This is a genomic window from Flagellimonas sp. (genome assembly GCF_965215805.1).
Lineage (GTDB): Bacteria > Bacteroidota > Bacteroidia > Flavobacteriales > Flavobacteriaceae > Flagellimonas.
Map to the genome: position 1 here is coordinate 3,035,006 of NZ_OZ244124.1, position 19,941 is coordinate 3,054,946.

General features: G+C 41.7%; 19 protein-coding genes and 1 tRNA gene. 15 read left to right on the forward strand and 5 right to left on the reverse strand.

Annotated elements, in window-relative coordinates; genetic code table 11:
* The first annotated feature begins 18 nt into the window (after positions 1-18).
* Entirely contained in the window at positions 19-1,188 is a 1,170-nt protein-coding gene (locus tag ACOOE0_RS13395) for a trans-sulfuration enzyme family protein (RefSeq protein ID WP_420399409.1), read from the forward strand.
* A 9-nt stretch (positions 1,189-1,197) separates the two neighbouring features.
* A complete protein-coding gene (gene bshB1 / locus ACOOE0_RS13400; RefSeq protein WP_420399410.1) occupies positions 1,198-1,920 on the forward strand; it encodes a bacillithiol biosynthesis deacetylase BshB1 in 723 nt (240 codons plus the stop codon).
* Here bshB1 and ACOOE0_RS13405 read toward each other — a convergent pair.
* Positions 1,917-4,001 (reverse strand): tetratricopeptide repeat-containing sensor histidine kinase, encoded by a 2,085-nt coding sequence (locus ACOOE0_RS13405; RefSeq protein WP_420399411.1) that lies wholly within the window; start codon positions 3,999-4,001, stop codon positions 1,917-1,919. The genes bshB1 and ACOOE0_RS13405 overlap by 4 nt on opposite strands.
* Positions 4,002-4,326: 325 nt before the next feature.
* On the opposite strand from ACOOE0_RS13405, the gene ACOOE0_RS13410 reads away from it, so the two are divergent.
* A tRNA-His gene (locus ACOOE0_RS13410) sits at positions 4,327-4,402 on the forward strand.
* A gap of 268 nt (positions 4,403-4,670) precedes the next feature.
* On the opposite strand, the gene ACOOE0_RS13415 is transcribed toward ACOOE0_RS13410, so the two are convergent.
* Positions 4,671-6,227, reverse strand: coding sequence for a M28 family peptidase (locus tag ACOOE0_RS13415; protein ID WP_420399412.1), 1,557 nt, complete (start codon positions 6,225-6,227; stop codon positions 4,671-4,673).
* A 69-nt stretch (positions 6,228-6,296) separates the two neighbouring features.
* Positions 6,297-7,139: an AraC family transcriptional regulator gene (locus tag ACOOE0_RS13420; protein ID WP_420399413.1), complete on the reverse strand. Its 843-nt coding sequence runs from the start codon at positions 7,137-7,139 to the stop codon at positions 6,297-6,299.
* A gap of 125 nt (positions 7,140-7,264) precedes the next feature.
* Between ACOOE0_RS13420 and ACOOE0_RS13425 the strand changes: the two genes are divergently transcribed.
* The 4 genes from ACOOE0_RS13425 to ACOOE0_RS13440 all read left to right on the forward strand — a co-directional run bounded on the left by ACOOE0_RS13425 (position 7,265) and on the right by ACOOE0_RS13440 (position 11,449).
* Entirely contained in the window at positions 7,265-8,173 is a 909-nt protein-coding gene (locus tag ACOOE0_RS13425) for a dihydrodipicolinate synthase family protein (protein WP_420399414.1), read from the forward strand.
* Positions 8,173-9,183, forward strand: coding sequence for a 4-hydroxyproline epimerase (locus tag ACOOE0_RS13430; protein WP_420399415.1), 1,011 nt, complete (start codon positions 8,173-8,175; stop codon positions 9,181-9,183). Before ACOOE0_RS13425 ends, ACOOE0_RS13430 begins: the two co-directional genes overlap by 1 nt.
* A gap of 1 nt (position 9,184) precedes the next feature.
* Positions 9,185-10,441 carry an NAD(P)/FAD-dependent oxidoreductase gene (locus tag ACOOE0_RS13435; RefSeq protein WP_420399416.1) on the forward strand — a complete coding sequence of 419 codons (1,257 nt, stop codon included), beginning with the start codon at positions 9,185-9,187 and terminating at the stop codon, positions 10,439-10,441.
* A 78-nt stretch (positions 10,442-10,519) separates the two neighbouring features.
* A complete protein-coding gene (locus tag ACOOE0_RS13440; RefSeq protein WP_420399417.1) occupies positions 10,520-11,449 on the forward strand; it encodes a hypothetical protein in 930 nt (309 codons plus the stop codon).
* On the opposite strand, the gene ACOOE0_RS13445 is transcribed toward ACOOE0_RS13440, so the two are convergent.
* Positions 11,450-11,845 carry a VOC family protein gene (locus ACOOE0_RS13445; RefSeq protein WP_420399418.1) on the reverse strand — a complete coding sequence of 132 codons (396 nt, stop codon included), beginning with the start codon at positions 11,843-11,845 and terminating at the stop codon, positions 11,450-11,452.
* A 4-nt stretch (positions 11,846-11,849) separates the two neighbouring features.
* Positions 11,850-12,494: an alpha/beta hydrolase gene (locus ACOOE0_RS13450; RefSeq protein ID WP_420399419.1), complete on the reverse strand. Its 645-nt coding sequence runs from the start codon at positions 12,492-12,494 to the stop codon at positions 11,850-11,852.
* A 61-nt stretch (positions 12,495-12,555) separates the two neighbouring features.
* Between ACOOE0_RS13450 and ACOOE0_RS13455 the strand changes: the two genes are divergently transcribed.
* The 8 genes from ACOOE0_RS13455 (at position 12,556) to ACOOE0_RS13490 (ending at position 19,544) form a co-directional block, all read left to right on the forward strand.
* A complete protein-coding gene (locus ACOOE0_RS13455) occupies positions 12,556-12,978 on the forward strand; it encodes a PaaI family thioesterase (RefSeq protein ID WP_420399420.1) in 423 nt (140 codons plus the stop codon).
* The gene (locus tag ACOOE0_RS13460; protein WP_420399421.1) at positions 12,959-14,035 is read left to right on the forward strand and encodes a chorismate-binding protein; all 1,077 of its coding nucleotides are present in this window, start codon (positions 12,959-12,961) and stop codon (positions 14,033-14,035) included. Before ACOOE0_RS13455 ends, ACOOE0_RS13460 begins: the two co-directional genes overlap by 20 nt.
* A gap of 40 nt (positions 14,036-14,075) precedes the next feature.
* A complete protein-coding gene (gene menD, locus ACOOE0_RS13465; RefSeq protein ID WP_420399422.1) occupies positions 14,076-15,797 on the forward strand; it encodes a 2-succinyl-5-enolpyruvyl-6-hydroxy-3-cyclohexene-1-carboxylic-acid synthase in 1,722 nt (573 codons plus the stop codon).
* Between the two features lie 39 nt (positions 15,798-15,836).
* A complete protein-coding gene (locus ACOOE0_RS13470; protein ID WP_420399423.1) occupies positions 15,837-16,178 on the forward strand; it encodes a DUF2853 family protein in 342 nt (113 codons plus the stop codon).
* Between the two features lie 81 nt (positions 16,179-16,259).
* Positions 16,260-17,090, forward strand: a complete 831-nt coding sequence (locus tag ACOOE0_RS13475) for a S1 RNA-binding domain-containing protein (protein ID WP_420399424.1) — start codon at positions 16,260-16,262, stop codon at positions 17,088-17,090.
* A 154-nt stretch (positions 17,091-17,244) separates the two neighbouring features.
* Complete coding sequence (locus tag ACOOE0_RS13480; protein WP_420399425.1) at positions 17,245-17,844, forward strand: SPOR domain-containing protein; 600 nt, start codon at positions 17,245-17,247, stop codon at positions 17,842-17,844.
* Between the two features lie 2 nt (positions 17,845-17,846).
* On the forward strand, positions 17,847-18,755 hold the full coding sequence (locus ACOOE0_RS13485) for a 1,4-dihydroxy-2-naphthoate polyprenyltransferase (RefSeq protein ID WP_420399426.1): 909 nt from the start codon (positions 17,847-17,849) through the stop codon (positions 18,753-18,755).
* A 33-nt stretch (positions 18,756-18,788) separates the two neighbouring features.
* Positions 18,789-19,544: a LytR/AlgR family response regulator transcription factor gene (locus ACOOE0_RS13490; protein WP_138832588.1), complete on the forward strand. Its 756-nt coding sequence runs from the start codon at positions 18,789-18,791 to the stop codon at positions 19,542-19,544.
* Positions 19,545-19,941: the final 397 nt, after the last annotated feature.

A 19,941-nucleotide genomic window follows, 5' to 3' on the forward strand; every position in this document is an offset into this window, starting at 1 on the left:
GCATAAACATTTGCAGATATGAATCCAGAAAAAAAGGGAATCAATACCATATGTACCCATGAAGGTGGCGTTGAGGATGTTTTGTTCAAAGGCGCCACCTCTCCAATTTACACAAGCACGTCCTACGCCTTTGAAGATGTGGATGTAAAACGCTATCCGAGATATTTCAACACGCCAAATCAAGAAGCATTGGGCAAAAAACTGGCGGCCTTGGAACATGCGGAGCAAGCCATGATCTTTGGAAGTGGGATGGCAGCAATCAGTACTGCTTTGTTGACATTTCTGCAAGCAGGGGATCATGTTGTTTTTCAGCAGACCTTGTATGGAGGAACCTATAATCTTGCGGTGACCCAATTGGAAAGGTTCGGTATTTCCTATTCCTTTACTACAGGATGGCAAGTGGAGGACTTTGAACGAGAGCTTAGGGACAACACCAAGCTTATTTATATTGAGACACCATCAAATCCGTTGTTGACCATTACAGATTTAGCTGGAGTGGCCAATTTTGCCAAGTCCAAAGGTATCATGACCATGATCGATAATACCTTTGCAAGCCCAATCAACCAAAACCCCATCGATTTTGGTATTGATATGGTGTGCCACAGTGCCACCAAATACATGGGTGGGCACTCAGATATCTGTGCGGGGGTTGTGGCCTCCTCCAAAGAAAACATGGAAAGGGTATACCAAACCGCTATTTGTTTTGGGGGAAGTCTTAGCGACTATACCGTTTGGCTATTGGAGCGCAGTTTAAAGACTATGGGCCTGAGGGTGAAAGAGCAAAATGCCAATGCAGCTAAAATGGCCGCTTACCTTGTGGAAAATCCAGATATTGTACATGTGCATTATCCAGGATTGGAGGATCATCCTGATCATTTGTTGGCAAAATCCCAGATGAAAGGTTTTGGGGGAATGCTCTCCTTTGAGTTGAGCGATGAGGTGGATGTTTCCCAATTCTTCAAGCAATTAAAACTGATAAAACCCTCCATGAGTCTGGCTGGATTGGAAAGTACGGTCTCATCTCCTGTAACCACCTCCCACGCGCTCATGAGTCCGGAAGACCGGCAAAAACAGGGAATTAAAGATTCTTTGGTTCGTTTTTCGTTAGGAATTGAGAATATTGAAGACCTAACTGGGGATATCGAACAAGCGATAAAGGAGGTAAAATCCATGCAGGTGCATGCATAGCAAACATTCATGAAATTAGATATTTTAGTTTTTGGCGCCCATCCTGATGATGCAGAGCTGGGAGCAGGAGGAACCATTGCCAAGGAAGTGGCAAGAGGTAAAAAAGTTGGAATTATTGACCTTACCCGAGGAGAACTGGGTACCAGGGGAACCGCTGAGATTCGGGATGAAGAGGCAGCCAAAGCTGCAGAGATCCTGGGAGTGGCCGTTAGGGAAAACATGCAATTTGCGGATGGTTTTTTTGTGAACGACAAGAGCCATCAAATGGAAATCATTAAAATGGTTCGCAAATATCGTCCGGATGTGGTGCTTTGCAATGCCGTTGATGATAGACATATTGATCATGCCAAGGGCAGCCAACTGGTAAGTGATGCCTGCTTTTTGAGTGGTTTGGTAAAAATAGACACCAAAATGGACGGAGATGACCAATGGCAGCAACCCTGGAGGCCAAGAGTGGTATATCATTTTATCCAATGGAAAAACCTGGAACCTGATTTTGTGGTGGATGTCTCAGGCTTTATTGAAAAAAAGAATGAAGCTATTTTAGCCTATAGCTCCCAATTTTTTGACCCCAAGAGTGATGAACCTGAAACACCTATCAGCAGTAAAAACTTTATTGATAGTGTAACCTACAGGGCAAGGGATATGGGACGCTTAGTGGGTGTTGGGTACGCCGAAGGATTTAATGTGGAACGCTTTGTTGCTGTGGACAACCTGGATGCGCTGATTTAACTAGCTTTTTGATATTTGTCCTCAGCTTTGGGCACTGTGAAGAAGAAAGTGGATCCCTTTCGCAGCACACTTTCCACCCATATTTCCCCTTTGTTCTTTAGAATCATTTCCCTACAAAGCGAAAGTCCAAGACCCGTTCCTTTTTCATTATTGGTACCGTAGGTAGTGATGTTGGTGGTATCCGTAAATATTTTTTTCTGGATTTCCTTGTTCATCCCAATTCCAGTATCCCGGATCATAATCTGCCAATCATTTCTCTTTTCTTCGGCTTCAATGGTAATAAGTCCATTTTCAGGGGTGAATTTGATGGCATTGCTCAGCAGGTTTCGAATAACGATATCAATATGGTTTTGATCGGCCCAACCTACAGGATTTTCAGGCAATTGGTTTATAATTTTTATCGATTTACCAGATGCTACTTCCGAGAGCAGCTGTATGTTGCTATTTACTATTTTGTCCAAGGATATCCTTTTGGGTTTGGTGGCAACCCCGTTCAATTGGGTCTGTCCCCAAGAAAGTAAATTGTTTAGGGTAAAGGAGATATTTTCAACATCGGATTTGAACTTGGGAATGAACGACATGAATTCATTCTTTCCTATTTCACCATCTGTAAAGAGTTTCAACATACCTTGCATAGCGCCTACAGGTCCCCTTAGATCATGCCCGATAATGGAGAACAATTTGGTCTTTGTTTTGTTGATTTCATGAAGTTCGGATTCCCGCTGGCTTACCACCTCCGATTTTTGCTGAAGTTCAACATTAAGCTTTTTCTGGATATGGGCGTTGCGCCTTACCATAAATGTGACCACACTGAGAACGATTAGAATCATGATGGCAAAGTAGATGTAGCTTCTTTGCTTGGCCAAGGCCAATTTATTGGACTTGATCAATTGTTCCTTTTCCTGCTCATACTGCAATTTGGTCTTTAACATGGAAAGGCTCTGTCTGTTTTTGTCCCTAAACAAGGAATCGGAAAGCTGTTTGAACGTTTCCAAATGCAGCAAAGCCGTAAGGGTATTTTCTTTGTCCTTGTACAATTTGTACAAAGTTTCGGAGCAGTCAATCTGACCTTGCAGGGATTTAATTTTTTTGGACAAAAACAAGCCCTGCTTCGCGTAGGCCATGGATAGACTATCTTTCCCCAAGCCATAATACACCTTGGCCATCCCGTTCAGTAAATGGATTTTTTCCCGATCATCGTCTAGCTCTTTATGGAGTAAGTTACTTTGGTCGTACCAGTACAAGGCCCATTGGTACTTTTTCTGTTCCAAATAAATACTTCCTTTAACCTGGTAGGCATAAGCCAACCATTCGTACACCCCATGTTCTTCAAAACTGGCAATACTCTTGTTGATGTTGAACATGGCATGATCAAAGTTCTTCGCATCCTTGAAAAGTGAAGCCATGTTACTTTGGGTCTGTGCATGGAAAATTTCATCACCCAATTTTCGGTTTATGGCTTGCACCGTATCATAGTAAACAAGCGCGTTGGCAAAATCCTTTTGGTCAGAATACAGACTAGCGATGTTTTCGTTTAAAATGGACAACATCCTATCACTTCCAACTTGTTTGGCCACGTCAATTCCCTTTAAATATAGGCTTAGGGCCTCTGCCACGTTTCCTTCATAGTAATATTCATTGGAGAGCGCATTTATGATGCTTAGTTCACAATCCTTATCCCCTGTGCTTTTTGATAATTGCCATGCTTTTTGAAGGATGGGCATGGACTTTTTTCGATTCCCCTGATCAGAGTAAAAACTCCCTAGATTCTCAAGCGCCCTAATTTCTCCATGTGAATAGCCAATTGCTTTGCTATAATCCATGGCCCGGTTGTTAATGGAATAGAGGCTATCGTTATTGAAGAATCTATAGGAGTCAGCAAGATTAATAAGCAGTTTAATATGGGTGGTATCCTTCGGATTAAACCTGTTTGTGATTTCCAAACGCTTTAATCGAAAAGCTAGGCTATCCCGCTCTCCACTTTGGGCGTAGGATGAAAATGCGATAATGAACATAAGTAGCCAAACGACTACTTTACCGGGTTTAAAAAGTTCCTGATAGCAATACTTTTTTTGGGACATGGGGCCTTAAACTAAATGAGATTAAAAATACCCGCGCGAGGCCGCTTTCGAAACTAAATGTTGTGAACATGCAAAAATTGTGTGTTTTGTCTGACAAAATGCGCATTTCATCGATGTTTTGACAGAATTAGCCAGTCTGAGTGGGTGAGTCCATGAGAGACGTTGTGGACTGAAATTGGCTTGTTGGGTTTTGTTTGGGACAAAAAGCGGGAAAAGAATACTGTTGAACAGCGCATTAAAAACTTTTTTGATTTTATTGGTTGTGAAAGGTGAATTTCTTTTGACAGAAAAAATAAAAAGGAGTATTTTTGCCTCCGCTTTAAATGGTGGTTGTAGCTCAGCTGGTTAGAGCGCTGGATTGTGGTTCCAGAGGTCGCCGGTTCGAACCCGGTCTTCCACCCAAATAGCAAAGCCCTCCGATAGGATGGGCTTTTTTTGTGCCAGATGATCAAGGAAGAACGGGTGAGAGGCCTGTCCTGAGCGATGCCGAAGGGAACCCGGTCTTCCACCCAAATAGCAAAGCCCTCCGATAGGATGGGCTTTTTTTGTGCCAGATGATCAAGGAAGAACGGGTGAGAGGCCTGTCCTGAGCTATGCCGAAGGGAACTCGATCTTACACCCTAAGTCAACCTTCTCATTCAGGATGGGCTTTTTTGTGCTACTAAGCCTCTATTTTGCGGACTTGTCCACAACCACCCTTTTTTCTCTATTCGCTACTTCCCAAGCGGTATAAAAAACAAGTCTGGTCCTGTTTTCCAGAAGATCATAGTTTATTTTATCCGGAGTATCCCCTGGTCGGTGGTAATCTGCATGGGTGCCATTAAAATAGAAAATGATGGGAATATTGTTCTTGGCAAAATTGTAGTGATCGCTACGGTAATAAAACCGATTGGGATCATTCTCGTCATTGTATTTGTAATCAAACTCTATTTGAGTGTATTTGGCGTTGATTTCTTCGGATAAATTATGCAATTCCGTACTTAGCTTGTCCGAACCAATTAGATAGAGATAGTTTCTGTTTCCCCCTCTTTTGGGATCTATCCGTCCTATCATGTCAATGTTTAAATTCGCAACGGTTTGTTCTAGGGGAAAAATGGGATCTACATCGGTATAATACTTGGAGCCCAACAGCCCTTTTTCTTCACCCGTTACATGAAGAAAAACAATGGAACGTTTTGGACCTTCCCCCGCTTCAGACGCTTTTTTGAATGCTTCTGCTATTTCAAGTAAAGCCACGCTGCCAGAACCATCATCATCGGCGCCGTTATTGATTTGCCCATCTGCAGTAATACCAATATGATCCAAATGGGAGGAGATGATCAGGTATTCGTCAGGTTTTTCGGTTCCTTTGATAATAGCCGCAACATTTTCAGAATCCACTTTTCCATTGGAACTTTCTATGCTCAATTGAACAGTGGCAGACAGGGTATTGGGAGCATGATCTGCTTCAATATCTGATTTTAGGGCTTTAACTGATTTCTCATTCAAAAGTATCAAGGATTGGGTGTCGGATTGATTCTTTAAGGTCATTTGACCACTCTTGTTATTTTTCATGAAGTCAAAATATCCTTTGAACCTGGGATAGTTTGTGGTGTCATAATAAAGCACGGCCTGGGCTCCTTTTTCCATGGCCAGACCTGATTTTTTCCCCACCCCTTCGCTCATATTGCTCCACATGGACTTTTCCTTGTTTCCTGAAAGGGTATAAGTGCCATCCTCATTTATAGGCTCCCCTGCTTTGATCAAAACCAGTTTTCCTGTTACATCCACATTCGAATAATCAGAATAAGAATCTTCCTCAATGCCATAACCAACGTACACCAGTTCCTCGTAATTTCCTTTCGCTTCCGAAAAACTAAGTATATCATCACCCAACTCAAAGGTGGATCCATTAAAGGAGACCGAACCTTCGGGCACTTGAGCAATTTCTAAGGGCACTTTTTGTAAATAATCGCCATTGGCCTTGGCGGCTGGGATTCCCAAAGATTCGTAATACGACTTAAGATATTCCACTGCTTTCTTTTGCCCGGGTTGTCCAGTTTCCCGACCCTCAAACTCGTCCGAAGCGTAGACATAAAGGTGTTCCTTTAAATCTTCTTCTGTAATGGTCTGGGCATAGGTAACGGGACCTTCTATACTTGTGGACACCGTATTGGTTTCGACCGGCTTTTGTGCGGAATTGCAGGAAATTTGAAGACCGAATAACAAAAGAAGTATGAATCTCATTTCTAGGAATTTGTTCAATAATCTGCCAAAAGTAACAAACAATTTGTATCAAAACATCGCTTTAAGCAATTAGCTTATTTCCTTTCTATATTTTGTGGGGTTGATTCCTTTGATATCCTTAAAAGTTTTGTTGAAATTGGATATGGAATTAAAGCCGGAAGCATGAGCTGCTTCCACCACGGAAAGGTCTTTGTTTTGGTTCAGCAATTGACAAACATGCTCAATTCGGATTTCACTCAAAAATTTGAAGAAGGTTTTATTGGTTCGCTGTTTAAAAAATCGACAAAATGCATTTGGCGTCATGTGTGCTAGCCTCGCAACTGTTTCCAAATCCACTTTTTGATCAAAGTTCCCCATTACAAAATCAAAAACCACCCTTAATCTTTCTCCGTGATCATGTGAAATTTCTTTGGAATGTACAAAGCTTGACAGTCGTAGCCCTTCGGAACCGCTTATCGTTTTTAGGAGTTCCAACAAGGTCATGAATCGTGCAAAATGACCCTTGACTTGGATACCTTGCATGGTAAACGCTACTTCATCCCTTTGACTTTGTATTTTATAACCGCTTTCCGCATAGCTGAAAAAGGCTTGAAGCTCTTCCATCTCCCTGAGCTTGAAAAAAGAATTCCCAAAGGAATCCAGCGCAAAGAATATGGAAATCATCTGCACGCGATCTATGCTTTGATCACTTTTAAACAAATGGGGGATATGGCTACCAATGACAAAACAATTTCCGGATGTAAAAGAGTGCACACTGTCACCCACAATTAGCTTTCCACTACCTTGGGCAATAAGGCTTATTTGTATTTCCTCGTGCTGATGGAGCTTGTCGTAGAAGGCAGTGCCTTGATCTTTTTGAACGATGATGTTCTCGCCGGGTTTTTTGGGAATCTTAAAGGAATAAACCTTCATTTGTTCAAAAATTACCTTCTATAAAGCAAAATTAACCAAATGAAGATAATATATCGTAATATTTGGCTAATTTTCAGGAATTGTATGCAAGGAACTCCATTTACATTTGCGAAAACTAATCGAAAATGACAAACATAAGCTGGAAAGGGGTAATGCCTGCCGTTACCACCAAATTTACTCAAGATGATAAGCTAGATCTTGAAATGTTCTCGGTGAACATCAATGCCCAATTGGAGGCTGGGGTCCATGGAATTATTTTAGGAGGGACACTGGGTGAGGCCAGTACCTTGGAAGATGAGGAAAAGAAGGTATTGGTGCAACACACAGTTGAATTGGCGGACGGCAAGGTTCCGGTTATTATGAACATTGCGGAGCAATCTACAAGGCAGGCCGTCAAAGCTGCAGCTCTTGCTCAAAAGCAAGGAGCCTCCGGACTTATGATGTTGCCTCCCATGAGGTACAAATCTACCGATCGCGAAACTGTAGAATACTTTAAGGCCGTAGCGGAGAGCACTTCGCTTCCCATAATGATCTACAATAACCCTGTGGATTACAAGATTGAGGTAACTTTGGATATGTTCGAAGAACTTTTAAAGTACGATAATATCCAAGCCGTTAAGGAATCAACCAGAGATATTACCAACATTATCCGAATTCAAAACCGCTTTGGGGACAGACTAGCCATTTTATGTGGCGTGGATACCTTGGCCATGGAAAGCATGGTGATGGGAGCAGACGGTTGGGTGGCCGGTTTGGTTTGTGCATTCCCAAGGGAAACAGTCGCAATTTATGAATTGGTCAAAGCAGGGAGAATTGAGGAAGCTTCAAAGATTTATAGTTGGTTCATGCCCTTATTGGAGTTGGATATCAGCCCACAATTGGTACAGAACATTAAGTTGGCCGAAGTGGCCACAGGCATTGGAACCGAACAGGTAAGATTACCAAGGTTACCTTTGCATGGCGAAGAACGCCAAAGAGTTCTTGCCATCATAGAAGAAGGAGTAAAAACAAGACCAGAAATTCCAAATTTTTAATGCCCATACATACGTTTAAGTGCATTGATGCCCATACCTGTGGAAACCCGGTTCGCCTGGTTGTAGAGGGAGGCCCCGAACTCCAGGGAAAGACCATGGAGGAAAAGCGCCAACACTTCCTAAAAAAATACGATTGGGTCAGAACAGGGCTTATGTTTGAACCCAGAGGGCACGATATGATGAGCGGAAGCATTCTGTATCCACCGCATGACCCAAAAAATGACGCAGCCATTCTATTTATAGAGACTAGTGGTTGTCTGCCCATGTGTGGTCACGGAACCATTGGTACCATGACCATTGCCTTGGAGGAAGGACTTATCCAACCCAAAGTAAAGGGAAAGGTGAACTTGGAAACCCCTGCGGGATTGGTTGAAATATCCTATTCACAACCTCAGGAGAAAGTGGAATGGGTGCGGATAACCAATGTGAAGAGTTATTTGGCTGCGCAAAACTTCACGGTTGAATCTTCCTTTCTCGGGGCATTGAAATTTGATGTTGCTTTTGGAGGGAATTTTTATGCGATTGTGGATCCGCAATCCAATTTTTCCGGGGTGCAGGATTACTCCGCTGGGGAATTGATACAGTTTTCCCAAGAACTTCGAAAACGAATCAACGAGAAATACCCAGATGCATTTATCCATCCAGAGAACCCTGCTATTAATGGGGTTACCCATATGTTATGGACAGGGAATCCGTTGAACGAAACTTCTTCCAGCAGGAATGCGGTTTTCTACGGGGATAAGGCTATTGACCGATCGCCCTGTGGTACAGGAACTTCTGCCCGTATGGCTCAATTGTTTACCCAAGGAAAATTAAAATTAGGGGAGGAATTCGTCCATGAAAGCTACATAGGTTCTACATTTGTAGGGAAAGTGGAGCGGGAAACTACCTTGGACAACAAAGTGGCCATAATACCCAGTATTCAGGGATGGGCCAAGGTCTATGGCAGAAATACCATCACCATTGACACGGATGATGATCCCTATGCCCACGGGTTCCAAGTAATTTAAAATGGGAAAAAATAAGAGTGTAATTGTTGTAGGTGGAGGCATCATTGGTCTTTCCACTGCCTATTTTTTACAGAAGGAAGGACATCAGGTAACTGTTTTGGATAAATCCAACATGGATTCCGGGGCGTCTTATGTTAACGCTGGCTATATCACCCCAAGCCATATTGTTCCCTTGGCTTCCCCGGGAATGATCTCCAAAGGAATCAAATATATGTTCAATTCCTCCAGTCCATTTTATATGAAACCCCGATTGGATCCAGATTTTATTAAATGGGCCTGGTACTTCAAAAAATCTTCTACAACGGAAAAGGTTCGGAAGGCGATGCCTGTAATCATGGACATTAATCTTTTGAGCCGATCGCTTTATGAGGAGATTTGGAATTCTGGGGATTTGGGAGAGTTTCAATTGGAACGTAAAGGGTTGCTGATGATGTACCAGACCAAAAAGGAAAGGGATCATGAGCTTGAAGTTACCGAGCGAGCCAAGGAACTTGGTTTAACCGTTCATCATCTGGACTTGGACGGATTACGAATTCTAGAACCCCATGTGGAGCTGAATGCAAAGGGAGCTTTTCACTATGAATCGGATTGGCATACCACTCCGCATCAGATTATGGAGCGTATGTTGGCCCATCTCCAAAAAAGTGGGGTTGATATTAGAAAAAATGAGGAGGTTCAGGATGTGACCATAAGCTCAGACAAGGTTACAGGGGTTAAAACCAATCAGGCCAACTATCAGGCTGATGAGATTGTGTTTGCAGCTGGGTCATGGACCTACAAATTGTCAAAAAAATTAGGGATTAAATTACCACTTCAAGCCGGAAAGGGTTATAGAATCAATGTGGAAACCCCAACCAATATTTCCATGCCTGCCATTTTGATGGAAGCAAAAATGGCCGTAACGCCGATGGATGGTTTTACCCGTTTTGCGGGAACCATGGAATTTTCCGGAATCAACAATAAGATTAGAAAAGAACGGGTGGAAGCCATTGCCAAGGGAGCAAGCCTCTATTACAAAGGACTTCAAATACCGGAGGCGGACAAACAAAATGCCCAATGTGGCCTAAGACCGGTAACCCCTGACGGATTACCTTATATTGGCACATCGAGCAAACACAAAAACCTTCATTTGGCCACTGGCCATGCCATGATGGGATGGAGCCTAGGACCAGCTACTGGAAAATTGATCACGGAATTGATTTCGGGGTCAAAACCTTCCATGGACATCAATCCATTTCAGCCTGAACGAAAGTTTTGATTCCCAGCTTTTAAGGATAATCGACAACTGGCATTCTTTTTGTTTTATAATTGTATCATTTCGAAGTAATTTTACAATATGATTAAAAAGTACCTCTTTGTTTTTATTCTTTTAACCGCACATTTTGGGATTTTGGCCCAAGACCTTCAAATGCTCAAGGTTCAGGACTTTGATTTAAGGGGGAAGGTTAAATCTTGTTTGGTAATCACAGATTACGGAAAGGAACTCTTTGAATTTGATGAAGATGGGTTTTTAATCCGAACGATTACCCAGTACAATGAAACGGATCAGGATATTACCCTGTACAAATATGAGGAAGGCCATTTAGTTGAAAAACGAATGGAGAGCTACAAAGACAATATATTGGATGCGGCTACCTCCATGGTCAATTTTTATACTAGGGATAGTTTGCAACCGGGGAAATTGTTTGAGCGAATTGTATCCTATGACAAGGAATTCTTGGAGCAGCAAGAGTACCTGTTTGATGAGGAGGAACGACTTGTGAAAATCATCACTTCCAATGCCGAGGGTGTGGATGAATGCACCGTTGAATATGTCCCTTATAAGAATGAGCTTACTACGAGTTATTTTGGCAACGGTGTTTTGGAAAAGTCAATAAGAACTTCGGAAAAGAAGATGGCTACAGGTTCACAAAGGATTGTCCTGACCAAGGAGTTTATAGACGGAGAACCCAATAAGGCTACAGAAGAAGTTTTCAATGCTAACGGAAAGTTGGATTCCAAGGAGTTTTTTCATTTCAATGCTGTACAAAAGAAATTCGAATCTGAAAGGAAACTTATCTACACATACGATACGGAAAGTATGTTGGAAAAGGTAACTACACGTACCTCCAATTCAGAATCCGTAAAAGAATACATCCATCAATTTGATAGCAATCCGGATAAAAATTGGATTAAACAGATTATTACTCCTGACAATACCTATTCAACCAGACGGATAACCTATTTTCCCGAAGCGGAAGTTGGGGAAGAAGGTGAACCTAATTGATTATTTCAGCTCTAACAAATCCCACAGATTACCGTATAAATCCTCAAAAACCACTACGGTTCCATAAGGCTCTTCCCTGGGTTCTTCTTTAAAAACCACATCATTGGATTGCATTTGTCTATAGGTGGCCCAAAAATCTGTGGTGTGTAGAAACATAAACACCCTGCCACCGGTTTGGTTGCCAATGGCAGCTTCTTGTTCAGGCCCTACTGCTTTACCGAGTACCAATTGGCATTGCGAATTTTCGGGAGAGACCAGCACCCATCTTTTACCCTCACCCAAATCAATATCCTTGATCAAATCAAAATTCAGCTTGTCCGTGTAGTACAAAATAGCCTCGTCGTAATCCCGTACCACAAGCGTAACATGGGTCAAATGCTGTTTGGGGCTTGTCATAATTCTAAATCAATTGGTTTAATAATTCCGGTTTCACTTCATGTCCTCCTTCAAAATGAATCACCTCTGCTTTTCCCAAGAAAAGTGTATCCATTTTTGCCTGTTCCTGCTTCCTGCGTTCCGGGGTTAAATAGTGATCGTTACTGCCATATACCAGGGTGACCTTTGTGGATTTCCAATCCAAAAAATCAAAATCTGCAGGAACCAATTCTTTAGGAATACCACCAGCATACATCACCAAAGAATGGCATTGTATTTTTCTGCGAACCATCCACCGCGAAACAATGGACACTCCTTGCGAAAAACCAAAAAGCACCAAATTGAGGTGGGAGGGTATGTTCTCTGCTTCAAAAACCGCATCAATATAGTTCAGCACATTTTCCGTTTCCAGTTGGGTATTCTCCTTGGTAAGCCAACTTGCGCCTACATATTTGAATTCATCTTTGAGGTAGTATTTGGAAGGGGCTTGCGGGGCGATGATATAGTTTTCCTCTGGATCCAACTTGGAAAAATATCGGATAAAAAATCGGCTTAAATAGCCCATTCCGTGAAAGACCATCCAAACGTTTTGGGTCTTTTCGCTCAAGGTGTTCAACGTCTCATAACTGTTTTGGGTTTGGTAAACCACCCTTTTTTCTGTCAGTTTCATAAACTGTTCAACTTAATATTTTAAAGCGATACCTTTGCGTAATTTTACAAAAATTAAGGGTATGGAAGAACACAAAGCCAAAATACTTGAGGTATGCAATAACATTTGCAAGAATACCTTAATGGAAACCTTGGACATCAGCTATGTGGATGTGGGTGAGAATTTTTTGATTGCCAAAATGCCCGTGTCCCCAAAGGTGCATCAACCCGATGGCGTTTTGCACGGAGGTGCATCAGTGGCTTTGGCGGAAAGTGTGGGCAGCGCGGCATCCTACGTGTTCCTGGATGGGCAGGAGTTCTTTGTTAGGGGAATCGAGATTTCCGCGAATCACGTCAGATCCATAAAAGATGGTTTTGTTTATGCCAAGGCTTCCATCATCCATAAAGGGCGCACTACCCAATTGTGGGAGATAAAGATTACCAATGAGGAGGGCGACCTAATTTCCAATTGTAAATTGACTACTATTGCCTTACCCAGAAAATAAAGATTTCCAAGAGTTGTTGGAGGATTTGGCATCTGCCCTTGCCAATAAACGGCCATTTGCGGTTTATCGCAAACCCAACGAAACTAGGGTAAAAGCAGTTTTTCAAGATAGCAACGCACTTAATTTAGCCTTAAGTTTTGACGAGGAGGGTTTTATTTTTGCTCCTTTTGATTGGCAAGATAATGCGATACTGATTCAGGCTGACAAAGTTGCGACATCTTCTTATGAAGCAAATAGCGGGCCCGTTGGGGAAGTTGATGAGCTTTCTGAAAAAGGGAAACAACCCTTTTTGAAATTGGTTCAAAAAGGAGTGACCCAAATCAAGCAGGGGGATTTAAAGAAAGTGGTATTGTCCAGAAAAATAGACTTGGAATTCCATCAGTCCCCATTAGAGGTGTTTCAACGACTTCTTGAAAATTATGCCCAAGCTTTTTGTTATCTGTTTCATCATCCCAAGGTGGGAACTTGGTGTGGTGCCTCTCCCGAAACATTGGTGCATATTGACAATGGGGAACTTAGGACCATGTCCTTGGCGGCAACCCTACCTTATTTGGAAGGTGTACAACCCCAGTGGGGTTCCAAGGAAGTGGAGGAACAGGAAATGGTTTCGGGATACATACTGAAGCAGCTATCCGAAATAGCCCATGGCTTGGAGATGGAAACCGTAAAGTCCTCCAAGGCGGGAAACCTTTGGCATTTGAAATCCGAGATAAGTGGCAAGCTACAAAGCAGTACTACGATAAAAGATGTGGTTAAAGCTTTGCACCCAACTCCAGCGGTCTGCGGTATTCCCACTAAAGAGGCCAAGAAGTTTATTCAAGATCATGAGGGCTATCCCCGCACTTTCTATACAGGATTTTTAGGGGAATTGAATCTGGAAGAAACCGCTTCCACTTCGTTGTTTGTGAATCTGAGATGTATGGAGATCGAGGCTGGAAAAGCTTCCGTTTTTGTAGGCGGCGGAATCACCTCGGCATCCGATACAGAAAAGGAATGGACTGAGACCCAGAATAAAAGCAAAACCTTACTTAACATCTTGCAATTTGTAAGTCATTAATTTTAGGCGGAGAACATTTTGGAGCTTATTTTTGTAATCCATGATGTATTCCAATATCCCCTCGGCCCAAACCTTGGTTCTTTATTTTCAATCTAGGGGAATCAAAAATATTGTGATTTCCCCAGGTTCCAGAAATGCTCCTTTGACCCTGAGTTTTACCAAGAATTCATTTTTTTCCTGTTTTAGCATTGTGGATGAACGTTGCGCTGCTTTTTTTGCTTTGGGGATGGCGCAGCAGTTGCAGGAACCTGTGGCGGTGGTATGCACGTCTGGAAGTGCGATGTTAAACTTCTATCCAGCAGTGGCCGAGGCATTTTACAGTGATATCCCTTTGGTGGTTGTCTCTGCGGATAGACCCACTGATAAGATTGATATTGGGGATGGACAAACCATCCGACAAGAGCATATTTTTGAAAAACACATTGGGTATTCCGCCAACCTAAAGCAGGATAATACCCATGGTCTTGAACCGGTCAAATCCAACGACAAGCAAGAGACCATTCAGGACTACAATGAATTGGAAATTGGCAAGACGCTCGATATTGCCTTTAAAACCTCTTCCCCAGTTCATATTAATATCCCCTTTGAAGAACCCTTGTATGATCTCATGGAAAATGCAACTGTTGAATTGTCAAAGGTTCAAACCATGGATGATGGGGGTCACCAGGAAACGGATTGGTCACATTTGCTACCCATTTGGAATGCCAGTCCACGGAAAATGGTGTTGATCGGGGTAAACCCTCCCAAGGACTTGGATACGGCAATAGTGGAGTTATTGGCCAATGATGAGAGTGTACTGGTTTTTACTGAAACAACTTCTAATGTGCACCATTCCAATTTTTTTCCAAGCATTGACAGCATCATAGCGCCTATAGAAAAATCTTCAGATCGGGAAAGTCTCTTCCAGGCACTTCAGCCGGATTTGCTGGTTACCCTTGGTGGGCTGATTGTTTCCAAAAAGATAAAAGCCTTCCTACGCAAGTACCAACCAAAACATCATTGGCATATTGATTCCAAGAAGGCTTATGACACCTTTTATTGTTTATCAGAACATATAACAACCCATCCCAACGCATTTTTTGGAAATGGGCTCGGGAATTTTCAAAAAATTGAAAGCACCTATAGAAATAGTTGGCTACAAACCAAGAACAATTATGAACTGAAGAAACAGGCCTTTCTGGAAAAAATTAGCTTTTCCGATTTCACTGTCTTCCATCAAATCCAGAGTGAAATACCCAAGGATTATCAAGTGCATTTGGCCAACAGCTCAACGGTAAGGTACAATCAACTGTTCCCTATGGATTCCTCATTGCATGTTTATTGTAATAGGGGAACCAGTGGAATTGACGGGAGTACGTCAACAGCAATAGGAGCGTCCGTTTTTTATGACAATCCCACGTTGTTGATCACTGGCGATTTGAGTTTTTTCTACGACAGTAACGGGCTTTGGAACCAATACATACGACCAGACTTCCGAATTATATTGATCAATAATTCAGGAGGAGGAATCTTTAGGATTTTGCCAGGCTTTGAAGAAACGGAAGAGTTTTCCACTTTTTTTGAAACCAGTCATCAGCATAAGGCCGAACATTTGGCGCAAATGTTTCAATTTGAATATCTAAAAGCGGGGAACGAAAACGAAGTAGGACAGGCCCTGAAAAATTTCTATGAAAACTCTCAAAAGCCCAAGATTTTGGAAATCTTCACCCCTAGGGAAGCCAATAACAAAATTTTGCTCGACTACTTCGATTTTATATCTTAGAAGCTATAGATAATAACCATAAAAACCAATACTTTAACCATGAACAAAAGGGAGGAATTAATTGTGAAGTACGTCGCCGATATCAAAGAAAAATTTGGTGAAAATCCGGATATGGATTTATTGACCAAGGTGACGGTGGGCTTGGGGCCGTCCATTTATAATTTGGATGCCTCCAGGGTTTCGGGGTCTGATGAAAAAGAACTGGACACCGTGAAAAACAATTACCTCATTAACAAACTTGGGCTAGCGGACAGTGACGAGCTTATGCAAGCTGTGAACGGTGTCATTGATCAGTATGGTCGCGCAGACAAGAACAAGTATAGAGCAGTAATCTACTATATGCTCTGTAAGCACTTTGGAAAAGAGTCGGTCTATAACTAGACGGCGATAAAAAATATCATCTAGCTGGTTTCTTGGGAGGCCGGCTTTTTTATACCCATAATTTCAATCTACCTTTGCCGCATGATAGCATTGGGAAATTATAACACGCTTAAAGTTTTACGCAGTACAAGGATTGGTCTTTTCTTGGGAGATGGGGAGGGAACGGAAGTCTTGTTGCCCAATAAATATGTTCCCGAAGATTTTGAGATTGACATGGAATTGAAGGTCTTCTGCTATCTGGACAGTTCGGAAAGACCAATTGCCACTACTTTGGAACCCTATATTATAAGGGACAGATTTGCTTATTTGAAGGTGGTTCAGGTGGGTTCATACGGAGCGTTTTTGGATTGGGGCCTGGAAAAACACCTATTGGTTCCATTTAGAGAACAGGCGGTTAGAATGGAGGAGGGGAAAAGCTACATTGTACACTGCTATTTGGATGAGGTTACCTTCCGATTGACCGGCTCCAGCCGAATCAATAAATTTCTGTCCAATGAAGGTTTTGACCTCAAACCCAACACAGAAGTCAACCTGCTTGTGGGTAGAAAAACCCCTTTGGGCTGGGAAGTTGTTATTGAGGACAAATACAAAGGGCTTGTTTTTGAAAGTGATGTCTTTAAACCTATTGCCATTGGCGATAGGCTCAAGGGATACATCAAAACGGTAAGGCCGGACAATAAGATAGATGTTTCCCTGCAACCCCTGGGAGCCAGAATGTTGGAACCAACTGCCAACTTGATATTGGATAAATTAAAGGAAAGCCAAGGATTTCTAGGGTTGCATGACAAGTCAAGCCCGGAGGAGATCCAAACTCAATTGCACTTAAGTAAAAAGGCCTTTAAGAAAGCCATAGGCACCTTGTATAAGGAGCGAAAGATCGCTATCAAGGACGATGGAATCTATTTGTTGTAGTAAATAATCCTTGGAAAAGTTTAAAAATTGTTAACGGATTTGATACCAATCCGTTTTTTTCTTTCCCCAAAAATTATACATTTGTATAAGTGTATATTAACTCCTTGACAGCTATCTGATTAGGGCGCCGACAGGAAAACTAGCCTTACCTAATATGCCATTTATTGAAGAAAGCGATTTACTGGATCTGCATAAGGATATTGATAAAGCCCAGATTATCAATGAAAGACTTTTAGACCAGATTAAATATAAGAACAAAGATTTGCGCAAGATTAAACTGCAGCGCAATATACTTCTGGGATTCACGGCCCTTTTTATCGTGGGTACTTTGGCCATTACTTCTTTTACCGCAGGACTGAGCAGTAAAAATTCGTATGAGAATCAGAATAGCCTTTTGGTCTCCATAGATAGCTTGGATGTTATCAAGGCCCGAATTGACAACTTAAAACTTCAAAACGAAGAATTGAGTTTGGTGAGGGAGTTCTATTTGGCCAAGGCCTTTTTGGAAAAAGAGACCATCTATTCGGTACAGGTGAAATCCTTTGTGGACAACAACGTAACTTTGGCTTCCGAAGCATTGACCAATACCCTTTTCGTGAAGACCAATCCTTTCTATGCCTATTCCTTGGGTAACTTTGAAACCTTGGGCGAGGCACAATCCTTTAGGAAGCAGTTGGTCAATATGGGATTCAAGGATGCCTTTGTAGCTTCTTATCAAGACGGGAAGCGAGTTAAAATTGAAGATCCGTATTAATCTTGGGGAATTTTAAGGCTTGGATCCAAGCTGCTAGGTTACGCACATTACCGCTATCCTTATCAGGTATTATAGTTGGAACTGCATTGGCTGTATTCCAAGGGCAATTTAATTCCACCATTTTTACCCTGGCTCTGTTGACCACCATAGGATTTCAAATCACGTCCAATTTTGCAAATGATTATGGGGATGGCGTTAAAGGCACTGACAATGAAGATCGCATTGGACCTGCGAGAGCACTGCAGAGCGGAATCTTGTCCCGAAAGGCTTTGAAAAAAGGCATCATTACAGCTATAGTCCTAAGTTTGATATTGGCACTGACCTTGGTTTATATTGCCTTTGGTAAAGAAAATCTCAAGTATATCCTCATCTTCTCTGTATTGGGTATCTTAAGTATTTGGGCGGCTATCCGTTATACCATGGGGGACAATCCTTATGGTTATATGGGGTTGGGAGACATCTTTGTGTTCTTGTTCTTCGGCTTATTGGGCGTGTTGGGAAGCATGTTTTTGTATACCAAGTCTTTGGATTGGATTTCAATACTTCCTGCAATTTCCATAGGACTGTTGTGTGTAGGTGTTCTTAATTTGAACAATTTAAGGGATGTGGTTTCGGATAAGAAGCATGGTAAGAATACCTTAGTCGTTAAAATGGGTTTTGAAAATGGTAAGCACTACCATAAGTTCTTGATTGTGTTATCCTTTTTCTGTTTTTTGACGTATGCTATCTTAAGTATCCAGGAAATTCAATATTGGTTTTTCCTATTGGCCTTTATTCCCATTTTTGTTCACTTGACCAAAGTGGTCCGTACCAAAGAGCCCATATTGCTGGATGGAGAGCTCAAAAAATTGGCGCTAAGTACCTTTTTACTGTCTCTTTTGTTCTTCATGGCAGTTAAGTTTTTTTTGTAATTTTGATTAACAACCCACTAAACATTAGACAATTTGGAACACGCCATTAAAATATTGATTGTAGAGGACAACGTAATTATTGCAGATGATATGCAATCCATGCTGGAGGAAATCGGCTATGAGATTGTGGACAATGTAATAGTGTACGAGCAGGCTGTGGAAGTACTGAAGAACAACCATGTAGACTTAGTACTTATTGATATCATACTGGCTTCGGACAAAACAGGAATAGATCTTGGAAAACACATCAGGGATGTCTACAACATTCCTTTCATCTTTGTTACCTCCAACTCGGACAGAGCCACTGTTGAAAATGCCAAGACGGTTAAACCTGATGGCTACTTGGTAAAACCATTTGAACAGCAGGACCTATATACCTCGATAGAAATTGCACTTTCCAATTTTGATTATGCAAGAAAGGAGAAGAGCAAGGAGATTGCAGGGAACGAAGGAGATACTTTTACTTCCAACTCCGTGTTGAAAGATTCCATTTTTGTAAAAAAACAACACCTGTATTACAGAATTCAATTTAGCGATATCCAGTTCATCAAAGCGGACAATGTTTATTTGGAAGTAAATACGGTGGATAAGAAATTCTTGGTAAGATCGCCCTTGAAGGATTATTTGGAAAAACTTCCAAAGAATAAATTCTATAGGGCACATAAATCCTACATTGTAAATGTGGATCATATAGATGCCATAAACTCCAAGGATATCATGATCAACAACAACCTCATTCCAATTTCCAAAGATTTCAAGGAGTTTATCATCTCTTCCATGAACAGCTAAAGAGATTGAATGGATAAGAATATATAAGGGTGCCTTTGGGCACCTTTTTTTATATCACACACTCAATTATAGGAATTACCACAAGATTTGGAAGGTTCACAACATTAGTTTCCCCATCTGGTAGAACGCCCATACTTTAGCAGTGTTATTAGTTCAGAAAAGTAATTTTTTCATTTTCATATAGTGTTCTCGTAAAAGGGTCTTGTCGTAATCGGCAGGACCTTTTTGGTTTTACAAAGGTTTTGGCGAGCTACAGTTCCATGAAATGCACAAAACACCGACAAAATACATTTTTGCATACAGCAGAGAGGGTTTCACAACAGAAATGGACACTTTCACAACAATACCCAACAAGTCTTTTCGAATGCATTTAATTTTGTTTCAAATCCTACGTTAA